The organism is Enterobacter sp. MGH120 (assembly GCF_001037725.1).
Lineage (GTDB): Bacteria > Pseudomonadota > Gammaproteobacteria > Enterobacterales > Enterobacteriaceae > Enterobacter > Enterobacter hormaechei_C.
This window is the reverse complement of the sequence record NZ_KQ089940.1, coordinates 3,512,133-3,526,631: the sequence shown is the minus strand read 5'-3', so window position 1 is coordinate 3,526,631 and position 14,499 is coordinate 3,512,133. Positions and strand designations below refer to the sequence as shown.

10 protein-coding genes are annotated in these 14,499 nt (G+C 58.3%); 3 read left to right on the top strand and 7 right to left on the bottom strand.

Annotation, left to right across the window (positions count from 1 at the left end):
- Positions 1 to 27: 27 nt before the first annotated feature.
- Positions 28 to 948, bottom strand: a complete 921-nt coding sequence (gene ldtB / locus SK54_RS16485) for a L,D-transpeptidase (RefSeq protein WP_015571042.1) — start codon at positions 946 to 948, stop codon at positions 28 to 30.
- A gap of 222 nt (positions 949 to 1,170) precedes the next feature.
- On the opposite strand from ldtB, the gene SK54_RS16480 reads away from it, so the two are divergent.
- Positions 1,171 to 2,766, top strand: a complete 1,596-nt coding sequence (locus SK54_RS16480; protein ID WP_003858434.1) for an ABC-F family ATPase — start codon at positions 1,171 to 1,173, stop codon at positions 2,764 to 2,766.
- Between the two features lie 92 nt (positions 2,767 to 2,858).
- Here SK54_RS16480 and SK54_RS16475 read toward each other — a convergent pair whose 3' ends face one another.
- Together SK54_RS16475 and SK54_RS16470 are read right to left on the bottom strand one after the other, a co-directional pair.
- On the bottom strand, positions 2,859 to 5,222 hold the full coding sequence (locus tag SK54_RS16475; protein WP_048247616.1) for a glycoside hydrolase family 31 protein: 2,364 nt from the start codon (positions 5,220 to 5,222) through the stop codon (positions 2,859 to 2,861).
- 17 nt (positions 5,223 to 5,239) lie between these two features.
- Positions 5,240 to 6,541 (bottom strand): MFS transporter, encoded by a 1,302-nt coding sequence (locus SK54_RS16470; protein WP_015571039.1) that lies wholly within the window; start codon positions 6,539 to 6,541, stop codon positions 5,240 to 5,242.
- A 286-nt stretch (positions 6,542 to 6,827) separates the two neighbouring features.
- On the opposite strand from SK54_RS16470, the gene SK54_RS16465 reads away from it, so the two are divergent.
- The gene (locus tag SK54_RS16465) at positions 6,828 to 7,901 is read left to right on the top strand and encodes a LacI family DNA-binding transcriptional regulator (RefSeq protein WP_048247614.1); all 1,074 of its coding nucleotides are present in this window, start codon (positions 6,828 to 6,830) and stop codon (positions 7,899 to 7,901) included.
- On the opposite strand, the gene SK54_RS16460 is transcribed toward SK54_RS16465, so the two are convergent.
- From SK54_RS16460 to SK54_RS16445, 4 genes are all read right to left on the bottom strand, one after another.
- On the bottom strand, positions 7,898 to 9,154 hold the full coding sequence (locus SK54_RS16460; protein ID WP_048247612.1) for a DUF1479 domain-containing protein: 1,257 nt from the start codon (positions 9,152 to 9,154) through the stop codon (positions 7,898 to 7,900). The genes SK54_RS16465 and SK54_RS16460 overlap by 4 nt on opposite strands.
- Before the next feature lie 150 nt (positions 9,155 to 9,304).
- Positions 9,305 to 10,120, bottom strand: a complete 816-nt coding sequence (locus SK54_RS16455; RefSeq protein WP_048247610.1) for a Cof-type HAD-IIB family hydrolase — start codon at positions 10,118 to 10,120, stop codon at positions 9,305 to 9,307.
- A 165-nt stretch (positions 10,121 to 10,285) separates the two neighbouring features.
- Entirely contained in the window at positions 10,286 to 12,718 is a 2,433-nt protein-coding gene (locus SK54_RS16450; RefSeq protein WP_048247608.1) for a formate C-acetyltransferase/glycerol dehydratase family glycyl radical enzyme, read from the bottom strand.
- Between the two features lie 4 nt (positions 12,719 to 12,722).
- A complete protein-coding gene (locus SK54_RS16445; protein WP_017384897.1) occupies positions 12,723 to 13,622 on the bottom strand; it encodes a glycyl-radical enzyme activating protein in 900 nt (299 codons plus the stop codon).
- A 127-nt stretch (positions 13,623 to 13,749) separates the two neighbouring features.
- Between SK54_RS16445 and fsa the strand changes: the two genes are divergently transcribed.
- Positions 13,750 to 14,412 carry a fructose-6-phosphate aldolase gene (fsa, locus tag SK54_RS16440; RefSeq protein ID WP_017693747.1) on the top strand — a complete coding sequence of 221 codons (663 nt, stop codon included), beginning with the start codon at positions 13,750 to 13,752 and terminating at the stop codon, positions 14,410 to 14,412.
- The last annotated feature ends 87 nt before the right edge of the window (positions 14,413 to 14,499 follow it).

Genomic DNA, 14,499 nt, shown 5'->3' with positions numbered 1-14,499 from the left:
CGCGGCCCGCTTTTTTAATTCTCACGATTAGTTCAGACGCACCGGCATACCGGAACGGTTCTGAATCGCCTGGTCAACGATGGTCGTATCAACATCCGCCTGAGAGGTGACGGACTGCACCGCGCTGGTCAGCTTAATCGGTACGATTTCGTTGTTGTTGATCTGATCTTCGCTGGTGGACAGCGGGTTATGCACTTCAATGTAACGGCTGCCGTCCGGCTCTGACGTCGCTTTCACCGGTTCGTTAATGAACTGCACGCGCGTACCGACCGGCACGTTATCGAACAGGAATTTGATGTCTTCATTACGCAGACGCACGCAGCCGTGGCTTACGCGCAGGCCGATACCGAAGTTGGCGTTAGTACCGTGGATGGCATACAGACGTCCAATGTACAGCGCGTACAGACCCATCGGGTTATCCGGGCCGGCAGGCACAACGGCTGGCAGCGGTTCGCCGGCAGCAATGTACTCAGCGTGCATTTTGGCGGTCGGCGTCCAGGTTGGGCCCGCTTTCTTACGCTCCACTTTGGTGGTCCAGTTCAGCGGAGTGTCTTTACCCAGCTGACCGATACCGATAGGCAGCACGATCACGGTGTTGGTGCCTTTCGGGTAGTAATACAGACGCATTTCGGCGCTGTTAATCACGATACCTTCGTGCACGGTATCCGGCAGGATCAGCTGCTGTGGAATGTTGAGTACGGTACCCGCTTTCGGCAGATACGGGTCAACGCCCGGGTTCGCCTCCAGCATGTTCGACAGACCGAGCTGATACTGCGCCGCGAAGTATTCCAGCGGCTGAGAGTTCCCTTCCGGCACCGTCACCACCTGGTTTTCACCCACCAGACGGCTTCCGTCTGTCGGCAGGGGATACGTCACCGCAGACGCGGTCTTACAAAAACCTACTACGGCTAACGCCGCCGCAAAAAGCGTTGTTAATTTCATGTTCATGTTATGCGAGGTATCTAAGCCATTCTGGCGATGAGTTGATAAGTCTGAATCGGTAATGGGAGCGCATTATATGTGCATTCCCGTTAACTGGGAATTCAGATGTGTACGAAATCACATTTTTTTCGATTTTGTTAAAGTTTAGTGGATTACCGCAACACGGGATCTCAATTCGGAATTGTGGCATAATGCCGCGTTTATCACACTTTTCGCAGGAATCTCTCCGTGTTAGTTACCAGCAACGTCACTATGCAGTTTGGCAGTAAGCCGCTGTTCGAAAACATTTCCGTCAAATTTGGCGGCGGCAACCGTTACGGCCTGATTGGTGCCAACGGTAGCGGAAAATCCACCTTTATGAAGATCCTCGGCGGTGACCTGGAGCCAACGCTCGGTAACGTGTCGCTCGACCCTAACGAGCGCATCGGTAAGCTGCGTCAGGATCAGTTCGCCTTCGAAGAGTTCACCGTGCTCGACACCGTGATCATGGGGCACGCGGAGCTGTGGGAAGTGAAGCAGGAGCGCGATCGTATCTACGGTCTCGCTGAGATGAGCGAAGAAGACGGTTACAAAGTGGCCGACCTGGAAACGCAATACGGCGAAATGGACGGCTACTCTGCGGAAGCGCGTGCGGGCGAACTGCTGCTGGGCGTCGGTATTCCGGTTGAACAGCATTACGGCCCGATGAGCGAAGTCGCGCCAGGCTGGAAGCTGCGTGTGCTGCTGGCGCAGGCGCTGTTCTCTAACCCGGACATCCTGCTGCTCGACGAACCGACGAACAACCTGGACATCGACACCATCCGCTGGCTGGAGCAGACGCTGAACGATCGCGACAGCACCATGATCATCATCTCGCACGACCGTCACTTCCTGAACATGGTGTGTACTCACATGGCGGATCTGGACTACGGCGAGCTGCGCGTTTATCCGGGCAACTACGATGAGTACATGACGGCGGCAACCCAGGCGCGCGAGCGTCTGCTGGCCGACAACGCCAAGAAGAAAGCGCAGATTGCTGACCTGCAATCCTTCGTCAGCCGCTTCAGCGCCAACGCCTCTAAATCGCGCCAGGCAACGTCGCGTGCCCGTCAGATCGACAAAATCAAGCTGGAAGAGGTTAAAGCCTCCAGCCGTCAGAACCCGTTCATCCGCTTCGAGCAGGACAAGAAGCTGTTCCGTAACGCGCTGGAAGTGGAAGCCCTCACCAAAGGCTTCGATGAAGGCCCGCTGTTCAAAAACTTCAACCTGCTGCTGGAAGTGGGCGAGAAGATTGCCATCCTCGGGGCCAACGGCGTGGGTAAATCCACTATGCTGAAAACCCTGGTGGGTGAACTGCAACCGGATAACGGTACCGTGAAATGGTCTGAAAACGCGCAGATTGGTTACTACGCGCAGGACCATGAATATGAGTTTGAAAACGATCTGACCGTCTTCGACTGGATGAGCCAGTGGAAGCAGGAAGGCGACGACGAACAAGCGGTACGCAGCATTCTGGGGCGTCTGCTGTTCAGCCAGGACGACATCAAAAAGCCCGCCAAAGTGCTCTCCGGTGGTGAAAAGGGCCGTATGCTGTTCGGCAAGCTGATGATGGAAAAACCGAATATTCTGGTGATGGACGAACCGACTAACCACCTGGATATGGAATCTATTGAGTCGCTGAACATGGCGCTGGAGATGTATCAGGGCACCCTGATCTTCGTCTCTCACGACCGGGAGTTCGTCAGCTCGCTGGCGACCCGCGTGATCGAAATTACGCCAGAGCGCGTGGTGGACTTCACCGGTAACTACGAAGATTACCTGCGCAGTAAAGGTATCGAGAGTTAAAAAAATAGCCGGGTGGCGGCTTCGCCTTACCCGGCCTACGTTCTATCCCCTCTCCCTGTGGGAGAGGGTTAGGGTGAGGGCAACAGGCCGCACTACACCACCCACTCGCCCCCTTCAACTCCGTTCACCCGCAACGTACGTTTTTCCCCCGCCGGTAATGACACCTTCAGCGCCTTCCATGCCGGACGATAGTCGCCGCGCGCATTCACCTTCAGGTTGATACTTGCGCCGTCGCACACCATCTCCCATTCCACCCACAGCGCATTGCCGTTCTGGTAGCCCCAGCTTTCGCCGTCATCCTCAAACAGCAGCCCGGCGGTGGTGCCGACGCCTTTCACCGGGAACAGTTTCAGCTCACGGGTATCGTCTTTATCTGCGCTCACGTGACGGATGCGTTCGCTGAGCGGCAAACCGGCCCCGGCGCGTACCAGCAGCGGCAGCTTTTCCAGCGGCGCATCAAGGACAATCGATTGCCCGCCCGCATACCACGCGTGAGTGTAAAAATCGTACCAGCCGGTTTCGTTATCCGGCAGCCAGACGCGGCGCTCGCGCTGCCCGGCTTCGACGACGCTGGCCACCAGCAGGTCACGGCCCAGCAGGAAGTCGTCGCACTCTTCAAACGTCTGCGCATCGTGCTCATGATCGAGGAAGGTCGGGCGCAGCATCGGCTCGTCGTCGGCGTGCGCCTGCCAGAGCAGGGTGTAGAGATACGGCAGCAGGCGGTAGCGCAGTTCAATGGCGCTGCGAATCGCAGGCGTGACGCCCGGGTACATCCACGGCTCGTTCACCGTGTGATCATCGTTCCACGAATGGATGGTAAAGCGCGGGTGCATCACGCCGTTCTGTACCCAGCGCACGAACAGCTCGGCATCCGGCTTGTCGCCGGAGAAACCGCCGACGTCGTGACCGACGTTGAACAGTCCGGACAGGCTCATGCCTAACCCCATGCGGATGTTATAGCGCAGGGTGTCCCAGTTGGTGCGGTTATCGCCGCTCCAGGTCTGGACGTAGCGCTGCATCCCGGCACAGCCGGAGCGGGAGATCAGATACGGACGTTTCTCCGGCGCAAAGCGCTGCTGCGCTTCCAGCGAGGCGCGCATCATCAGCAGCGGCATCACCGGGCGAATGTGCTTGATGGCGATCTCCTGACCGAAGCCATAGCAGCGCGCTTCCCCGTCCCACACTTCATACTCGTTGTTGTCGTTCCAGGTGGAGTCGATGCCCATCTCCAGCAGCTGCGTGGTCACGCCGTTCTGCCACCACTGCACCGTCTGCGGGTTAGTAAAGTCAAGGTGCGATCCTTCGTCATCCCAGAAGCTGGAACGTTCAGGCGCATCGGTTTCTGAATCACGAATGAACAGGCCGCGTTCCGCCACTTCGCTGTAGCGGGGATGATCCTGCAACAGACACGGCTTGATGTTGGCCGCAAGCCGCAGCCCCGCGTCGTGGAACGCCTGGCTCATCACCTTCGGCTGCGGCACTTTGTCGTAGTTCCAGTTAAAGACGTAGCGCTTGCCGTTAATCGAGGTATAGCCGGAGGAGAGCTGGAACGAGTCGCACGGAATGGCATGCTCATCGCACAGGCGGATGAAGTTCATCAGCTGGTTTTGCGCGTCCGGCGCGTCGGTGTAGTGCATGGTCGAGCCGCTGTAGCCCAGGCTCCATTTCGGTCCGAACAGCGTTTTCCCCGTCAGGCGCACGAAGGCTTTGGTCACGTCCAGCACGCGCTTGCCGGTGAAGAGGTAGTAGTCAATATCGCCCGCTTCCGCCTGCCAGCGGCGGTAGGCAGTGTGATAGTTGTCGATCTCGTTACCCAGATCCAGCCAGCAACTGCTCAGGTTATCGTAGAACAGACCGTAGCTCACGTCATCGCGACGGGTGAGGGTGAACGGGATGTGCTTGTACAGCGGATCGGTGCTGGCCGCGTTATAGCCCATCGCGTCCAGGTTACGCATCTCATAACGTTTGCCGTTGCGCTGTAAATCGCCCGCTTTCTCACCCAGACCGTAAAAACGTTCATCCTTACGACGGCTAAGATAGTGCGCCACGCCGTCACCGTGGGCGTTCAGCAGGTAGGCGCTGGTCGGGCGGTCATTGACCAGCAGCTGCCACTCGCCCGCCTCATTGCGGTAGTGCCACTCCAGCCACAGCGGCTGGTGGACGGTGACGCGCAGCTGTTCAGTCGCTACGGTTAATGTGTCGTCCTGCTGCGTCAGCGTCCAGGCAGGGCAGGTGAAGCCGCTGACATCGTCACGACGGCGGCCTTCCCACGGCACATCTTGTTCCGGCGCGATGCTCCAGGTGCGGTTCAGCGCCAGCTCGCCTTTACGTTTGATCAGCACACGGAACAGATTCTCTTCCAGCACATACAGACACAGGCGGTGCTGATTATCGACCAGCAGTTCCAGATGGTTTGCTGACTGCTTATCTACGGTCCAGTTTTTCAGGGTTTTCATATGCAATACATCCACTATCAGGCGCGCTTGGCGCGACGTTCAGCAATAAATGCTACCAGGAAGACAGCGCCAATCAGGTCAAAGAAGCCCATGGCAATAAAAAGCGGGTTAAAGCCGATTTTGTCGGCGGTCACACCGATTAACAGTGAGAACAGGAAGCTGGCGATCCACGCCGCCGAGCCGCGCATGCCGTTGACGGTCGCCATCTGGCCTTTGTCGAACGACTCCACGACCAGGGCGCTCAGCATGCAGGAGATGATCTGGTGCCCGAAGCCGCCGATGGAGATCAGCACGATGGTGATATACGGGTCGCGGGTCACGGCCACGACGGCCAGAGAAATCATTAGAAACGCGCCGGTGACGGAGCTGGCTACCACCGAGTTGACGCGGGTGCAGCCAAACCAGCGGGTGTAGAGCCGGGTCAGGTAGCCGCTCGCGACGCTGCCGAGGTCGGCGGCCAGGAACGGCAGCCAGGCGAACATCGCGATCTGTTTCAAATCCATGCCGTGCTCTTTGGCGAGGTACAGCGGCACCCAGAAGCTCAGCACGGCCCAGGCCGGTTCCGCCATAAAGGCCGGGATGGCGATGCCGTAGAACCGTTTGTTCTTCGAGACGGTTTTCAGCGCGGTCAGGAAGGGCAGTTTGACCGGCGCAGGTTCGTTATCCTGCTTGATAAACGCCAGCTCATCGCGGCTCAGGTTTGGGTGCTGTTCCGGGTTGTGATAAAACGCCCACCACAGGATCACCCACAGCAGCGCCAGCACGCCGGTAAACATAAACGCACCCTGCCAGCCGAACGACGCGTGAGCAAAGTAGATGATAGGCGGGGCCAGCATGGCCCCAATGGAGAAGCCTACCCCCGCCCAGCCTGCGGCAACAGGGCGCTCTGATTTCGGGAACCATTCACCGATGGTTTTGGCGTTCGCTGGCGTGGCGGCGGCCTCAGAGGCACCCATAAAGAAGCGCAGAATCGCCAGGTGCAGCCAGCTTCCGGCACCCGCGTGGAAGATACACATCAGCGCCCAGATCCCGGCGCAGACCATAAAGCCGATTTTCAGGCCGATAACGTCAATCAGCCAGCCGCACAGGGGCTGGAAAATGGTGTAGGCGATCTGGAACGCGCCGACGATCCAGGAGTACTGCTCGGTGGTGATCCCGAGGCTCTCTTTCAGCTCAGGGGCGAGAATACCTAACGAGTTACGGGTGATGTAGTTAACGGTCACGCCGAGAAGAAACAGCACCAGTACGTACCAGCGCAGGTTCCTGATGACGCGACGTGTTTTGCTTGTCGCAACGGTGTTATTGATGTCCTGACTCATTTTCTTCTCCACAAGACGGACGGTAAGGGGACAAAGGTTCAGGTGTCACACAGCGTCAGGCGTTTGAAAGTTATCTGTTTTAGAGCGCTAAGCTGCTATACAACTAGTATGGAAGTTGTGTGACAGGTTCACCTTAAGAAAGAAATTGGGCAGGGAATAGTGGATTTTGTGTAAACTTTCTCATAACTGAGGTTTAATTTTCGGCATTATGGCCTTCTCGCAAGTTATTACCTGATAAACATGTTGTGAAAATTTTTTCATTTCACATCCGGAGCCAGATCACAAAATGGACAAAAGGCTTAAAATCACCGAAATCGCCGCCCGGACGCAGCTCTCCATCAGCACCGTTTCTCGCGTGCTGGCGGGGAAGGCAAACACCAGCGAAAAAGTACGGGCAAAGGTGCTGGCGTGCGCGCGGGAGCTGGGGGTAATGGACGGCATGGCGGCGGGGCGTCTGCTGCTTAACAGCCTGGTGGTGTTTGCCCCGCAGCGGGCGTTTGACGAGCGGTCCGACATCTTTTACTACCGCGTCATCCAGAGCGTGAGCAAAGGGCTGGCCTCGCACGAGGTGCGTCTGCGCTACTGTGCGCTGGAGGAGAACGACAGCGATGCCCAGCTGTTTCTGGCCCGTATGAACGAAGCGGACACTCAGGCGGCGATCCTCCTCGGTATCGACGATCCGCATATCCACGATCTGGCGGTAGACATGGGCAAACCCTGCATGCTGATTAACTGCCGGGACCGCCACATGCGCCTGCCCGCCGTCGCGCCGGATCATCGCGCGATTGGCGAGCGGGCGGCAGAGTACCTGTTCGAGATGGGGCACCGGGAGGTGATGAACGTGCTGTGCCTGCGTCGCTACACCATGGAGCTGCGCCTGTCCGGGATCCGCGACGCGTGGCACGGTCATAACCTCAGGTTCAGCGACAGGCGCGACCTGCTGATGGTGTCCAGCTTCAGCGCCAGAGAGACGGAGCAGCTGGTGAGCGAGTGGCTTCACCAGCAGAAAGGGAAGGACCTGCCGACGGCGTTCCTGATTGGTGGTGATTTTATGGCGGCGGGGACCATCAGCGCGCTGCAAAAACACGGTCTGCGCGTGCCGCAGGATGTCTCGGTGATGAGCATTGACGGGTTTAATCTCGCCGCGATTCAGGATGTGCCCTTAACCGCGGTACATGTTCCGCGTGATGAACTGGGAACGGAAGCGGTGCATATGCTCCAGCAGCGGCTGATGCGCCCGGACGCGCCGGTGGGAACATTGCTGCTAAACGGCACGCTGACCGTGCGGGAGTCGGTCCGGCGGATACGTCAGGGGAAACGACGCACCGCCGTGGAGCGGGAAGGGCTGTATGACGGTTAAGCCATGCCCAGCGCGCGCCTGCCGTGGATGCTGAGATCGGCCACGGTAAAGCGGCCCTGCCAGCTTTTCTCATAATCCTCGCGCGGGAAATCGCCCGGTGACGCGCCGGTTTCCAGCGCTTCCTTGACCTTTTTCGCATAGGCGAGATTCTTCTCGCACATCGGCGCGGCAGGAATGTACATCACGTTGCCCCAGCCCTGCTGATTTTCCACCGGCGCGACGGAGTGGATCACATCGCAGTGCCACCACACGGAATCACCGGCTTCCAGCGCCGGAATGCTGGTTAACGCTTCGATCAGCAGCGGGTGCCACTTCTCAGAAATCGGCAGCACACGCCCCGGCGCCACGCCGCACAGCTCGTCTTCCGGCACGTCGTCCAGCAGCGGACGCAGCAGAATATAGGCCATTGCCTCCGGGATCGGCACCACGTGCAGCAGCCCCTGGCCGGGGATCATGTCCGACAGCGCCGTCCAGCCCTGGAAGGTGCGGAACACCGAGCATTTGGTGGTATTATCGACGGTGTACTCTTCCACTTCGGTACGATGCGCGGCATTCCACGGATCGTATTTCTCGACGTTGCCGTCAAACACGCGGGCAAAGACCTGCTGATAAGCGGGCAGCAGCCAGCGCTCCAGCGCGCCAGAATCGGTGTGTGCGCCAAGTCCTTTCGAGGTGGTTCCCGGCGGGCGGCGGCGGATGCGGTCAGGGTAAATCACGCTCACGTCCGGGTCGAACCACTGTTTACCGTTGCTCTCAAATGTCCATAAACGGTTCAGGAATGACTGTACCTGCGCCATCTCTTCACTCTGGCGCGCCTGCATTTGCGCCTGAGACCAGTAGATCGGATAAATCTCCGGACGAGAGGCCGTTAAGGTGCCGAAGAAGTTATCGCCGGGTCCTTTGTACACCTCGTCAAATTTGTTCAGATCGAGGTAGTCGAGCATCGACTGATCCCACGCCAGCGCCTGCTCGCGCGGGAAGTGGCCTTTGATCACCGCGCAGCCGCGACGTTTAACGGCTTCGCGCTGTTCGGCGGTGATCGTGCCGTTTTTCACGTCGGCAAAAGGGATCGCTGGCCAGACGGTTTCGCCTTTGTTTTTGAGAGCGTTGATTTCCGCCACGCGGGTGGCGATTTTATCGCTGAGCCGGTCGAACACCGCCTGCACGTCGCCGATCTGCGCGCGTAATTCACGTTTCATCTGACGGATTGCCGCTTTATGGTCCGCTGGCAACGTTTCGCTGGTAAAGGTCATAACTGCCTCGCATCTTTCATTCGAAAGTAAAAGTGTCTACAAGTGATACTTTAAGTTAAAAAAAAGTTAATGCAAGTTTAAAACCTTGACGGGTGCCACAGGATGGGAAAAGAGTGAGAGGCCGGAGCGAGGCTCCGGCAGGTAGGGGGATCAGGCGTCGAACAGGGAGTGCGCGTCGAGCACGGCCTGAATCACGTTCAGTGCGCCCTGATGGTTGTTGTCATCGGTGCTGTAGCGGCTGATTTCTTTAATGCTTTCAGCCGCGTTGCCCATCGCAAAGGAGTATTTCACCAGCTTCAGCATTTCCGCATCGTTGCCGCTGTCGCCAATGCCGACGCACGCCTGAGGTGAGACTTTCCAGCGTTTAAGCAGGCGGCTGATGCCGTTGGCCTTGTGCAGGCCGGGGATAATCAAATCGACAAAACCGAAGCCGCTGGTGACCGGCTTCATGATGCCGTCCAGGGAGACATGCAGTTTATCAACCAGATTCGGGATATCGCTGTCCGGCAGGTTCAGGGAGAATTTAAACAGCACGTCGTCAATTTCGCGGTAATCGCTGATGGGTTTTAAGCGATGGTAGTGTTTCGACATCAGCTTCACGAACGCTTCTGGTGCTTTATCGCTGACGTACGCGCTCTCCAGCCCGCAGGCCACAAAGTTCAGCCCTTTGTCTTTTAGCAACTCGCCAATGACGATTTGCGACTCATGACGCGTCAGTTCGCCGTGGAAAATCTGTTCGCCGTGATCGAAGACCAGCGCGCCGTTTTCCGCGACGAAGGAGATCTGATCTTTCAGCTCCGGGAAGAAGGAGATGAGCTGGTAATACTGGTTGCCGCTGGCGACAACAAATTCAATGTCGCGGGCTTTAAGCTGCTCAAACTGTGCCTGGAAGCGGTCACGATCGTACTGCTTGGCATCATCAAGGAAAGTTCCGTCCATATCGGTGACGATAACTTTTACGGTCATACTGTGCTCCTGGGTCACTGCGTTTGAAACATTCTAATAACAAGGTGACGGGGAGCACAAATTTAATTTCGAATGAAAGTCAGAAAGCCGGGTGGCGGCTTCGCCTTACCCGGCCTACGGGGGGACAATGTAGGCCGGGTAAGCGAAGCGCCACCGGGCGTTTTTTTACAGCGTATGCTCAGTACGGGCAATAATATCGTCCTGCGCATCTGGCGACAGGGCAGTGAAGAACGCCGAGTAGCCCGCCACGCGCACCACCAGGTCACGATACTGATCCGGGTGTTTCTTCGCTTCCAGCAGCGTTTCGCGGGAGACGATGTTGTACTGAATGTGCCAGCCTTTATGCACCTCGAAGAAGGTGCGCAGCAGCACCATCAGCTTCTGGCGATCGCTGTCGTTTTCCAGCGTCGACGGGTTCAGCTTCTGGTTTAGCAGTACGCCGCCGAGAATCGCTTCCGTCGGCAGTTTACCCACGGAGCCAATCACCGCCGTCGGGCCGAGGTGGTCGGTACCGGAGGCCGGGCTTGCCCCTTCCGCCAGCGGGGTGTGGGCTTTACGGCCGTCCGGCGTTGCCATGGTTGCTGCGCCAAACGGCACGTTTGCGGAGATAGACGACGTGCCCGCATAGTAGTTACCCCCAATCGGGCCGCGGCCGTAGCGTGGGTTATGGTACTGCTTCAGCTCTTCAATGTAGGTTTCGTAGGCACGGGTCAGCAGCAGGTCCACGCTGTCGTCGTCGTTACCGTACTTCGGCGCGCCGTTGATCAGGCGCTGGCGCAGCTGCTCGTGGGTCAGCCCCTCGAAGTCATCCGCCAGCGCCGCCGCCAGCTGTTGCTGACCGATAACGCCCTGGTCAAACACCAGCTTCTTCACCGCTGCCAGGCTGTTGCCGAGGTTGGCGATCCCCACCTGTAGGCCGGAAACCCAGTCATACTTCGCGCCGCCCTGCTTAATGCTTTTCGCGCGTTCGATACAGTCGTCCACCAGCGCCGAGCAGAGAATATCGTGGACGTTCTCTTCCAGCATGGTGTCCACCACGTACTCGATCTCAATGGATTTGCGGGTGTAGTAGCGGATCTGGTTATCCCACGCCGCCATGACCTCATCAAAATTCCCGAAGTTACCGGCAGAAAGCGCTTTTTCCTGCGGCAGGAACACCTGGCCGCTGGTGGCGTCGCGACCGCCTTCCAGCGCCGCCAGCATCACGCGGGCGAAGTTGATAAAGCTCATGCCGGTGCAGCGATAGCCCCACTTGCCGCCGACGGCGGTTTCGATGCAGCCAATCGCCGCATAGTCATACGCGTCCTCTCGTTCCACGCCGAGCTTGATAAATTCCGGGATCACGATTTCATCGTTGTTAAACGCCGGCATTCCGAAGCCGCAGCGGATCACCTGCACGCAGGCGTCGAGGAAGTCGTTGCTCATGCCCGCGTGGTAGCGCACGCTCAGGTTCGGCTGGGTGGAGCGCAGACGGCCGCAGGATTCGAGAATGGCGTAAGAGAGCGGGTTGACCGCGTCCATCGGTTCACCGTTGACCAGCTTCTGGCCGCCGATGGTGACGTTCTGATACAGCGGGCTGCCCGCAGAGGCTTTGGAGTGCGAGCCGGAGCGGATTTTGTTCACTTCCAGCAGCTTCAGCCAGCAGCTGTGCAGCAGCTCAATGGCGTGCTCGCGATCCAGACTCTGGTCCAGCTCCACGTCGCGGCGGTAGTACGGGTAAAGGTACTGGTCCATACGGGCAAAGGAGACGGAGTGACCGTTGGACTCAATTTGCAGGATCAGCTGAATGAAGTAGCACAGCTGTAGCGCCTGCCAGAAGGTTTTTGGCGGTTGGTGGGCGATGATGTCGCAGTTTTCCGCCATGGCCAGCAGCTCGTCGCGGCGGCTGTCGCGGGTTTCTGTCGCGGCCATTTCACGCGCCAGGTCGGCAAAGCGTTTGATGTGCAGGCTTACGGCTTCCAGCACGATATCAATGGCTTTCAGGAACTGGTCGCCGTGCAGATCGTCCAGCACCGTCAGGTTGATGCGCGACCGGCGCTCGGCCACTTTCGCGCGCAGGCCGTCGAGACCTTTCTCCAGCACCAGCGGGAAATTCACCGCCAGGTGTGCGTCACCGGAGGTCATGTTGCCTTCCGCTTTGATGATGCCGGTTTCCAGCAGGCCTTTCTGCTCGTCGGTAAACATACCGTAGCAGCGATCCTGCACCGTCTGGCTGCGCCACCACGGGCAGATCGCATGCAGAACGCGTTTATTCTCTTCGCTGACCGCAAAGCCCGCGCCCGGACGGTCCGCCAGATCGTCAATCTCTTTCTCAATCCAGGAGACGGTATATTCCGGGAAAATCGGCGCGGCGCGCACTTCGCTTGCCTGGTTACCGATAATCAGCTCGTCGTGCTTGATCCAGATGGTGCGTTTTGCCAGGTGGTGGGCGAGGGCCAGTGCGCGACGTACCGGGATCGGCTTGTCCAGATGCTGCTGATACATTTCGGTATAATGCTGTGCGCGCTCGGTACAGACCGGCGGCTTAACGATATGCACCAGCGCCGTTTTGTGCGCCTTGATGCGCTCGCTGAGGGTGTTGAGATTCAGGGTTGTCATAGGTTTATCCTCGTAAGGTCGCGGTTAACCCTTTCTGGCAGGCGTACTGCTGCGCAAAGTCCAGCAGGGCAGGGTTATCCAGCGGTTTGTCAGGGGCAGAGTAAGGTTGGCCGAGCAGGGTGTATTTGTTCATGCCCAGCGTGTGATACGGCAGAAAATGAATATCGTGAACGCCGAGTTCGTCGGCGGCGAAATTGGTAATGGCGGTAACCGACGCTTCATCGGCGTTAAAGCCCTGGATCAGCGGCACGCGAATGGTGATTTTTTTCCCGGCGGCAGCCAGGCGCTTCAGGTTGTCCAGGATCCGTCTGGCTGAGCCATCGGTCCACTGTTTGAATACGTCACTGTCCACATGCTTCAGGTCCGCCAGGAACAGATCGACATACGGCAGTGACGGCTCGATATAATGCCAGGGGACGTGAAGGCAGGTTTCAACGGCGGTATGAATGCCTTGTTCATGGCTGGCTTTAAACAGGGCATGTGCCAGCGCCGGGTTCATGAACGGCTCGCCGCCGGAGAGGGTGATCCCGCCGCCGCTGCGGTCGTAGAAGGGCTTGTCGCGCAGCACGGTGGCCATAATCTCCTCCACCTGCTTCTCTTCACCGCAGACGGTAAGCGCCTGGGTCGGGCAACAGTCGGTAAGGGCAGTGAGCGTCTCGTCGTTAAGCGTCTCACGATGAATGACCAGCCCGTTCAGCGCGCGTTCAACACACCCCGGCGCGGCCTGCTGACACAGGTCACAGCCGTCCAGGCACAGACGGGCATCAAACAGGACGTCCCGCGTGCGGGAGCGGCTTTCCGGGTTCTGACACCAGCGACAGCCCAGCGAGCAGCCTTTCAGGAATACCACGGTTCGAATACCGGGACCGTCGTGGGTGGAGTAACGCTGTATATTGAAGATCATTGTCTTGCCCTCGAATTACATATGAAGATTAAATTACTTTCGAATGAAAGTTATCTTGATATGGGTCAATTCCTGAGCAGGTTTTGCTGTGATAGGGTAAGTGCAGGCTAATTTTGAGGGTGACATCATGGAACTTTATCTCGACACATCTGACGTTGCGGCAGTCAAAAAGCTGGCGCGTATCTTCCCGCTGGCGGGCGTGACCACTAACCCAAGCATTGTGGCGGCGGGTAAAACGCCTCTGGAAGAGCTGCTGCCCGCGCTGCACGACGCGCTGGGCGGCAAGGGCCGGCTGTTCGCTCAGGTGATGGCGAAGACCGCCGAGGGAATGGTGGAAGACGCACGTAAACTGCGCGCGATAATCAATGACCTGGTGGTGAAAGTGCCCGTGACCGCTGAAGGACTGGCGGCGATCAAAATGCTGAAAGCAGAAGGGATCCCGACGCTGGGTACGGCGGTGTATGGCGCAGCGCAGGGGATGCTCTCCGCACTGGCGGGGGCTGAGTATGTGGCTCCTTACGTGAACCGCGTGGACGCGCAGGGCGGGGATGGGATCCAGACAGTGGTCGAACTGCAACAGCTGCTGACCCTGCATGCCCCGCAGTCAAAAGTGCTGGCGGCGAGCTTTAAAACCCCGCGCCAGGCGCTGGACTGCCTGCTGGCAGGGTGCGAGTCCATCACGCTGCCGCTGGACGTGGCGCAGCAGTTTATTACCTCTCCGGCCGTGGATGCGGCAATTGTGAAGTTTGAGCAGGACTGGCAGGGGGCGTTTGGACGGACGTCTGTCTGATGCGGTTGCCGGGTGGCGCTAACGCTTACCCGGCCTACGTTTGCATCGCTGTTGCCGGGTGGCGCTGACGCTTACCCGGCCTACGTT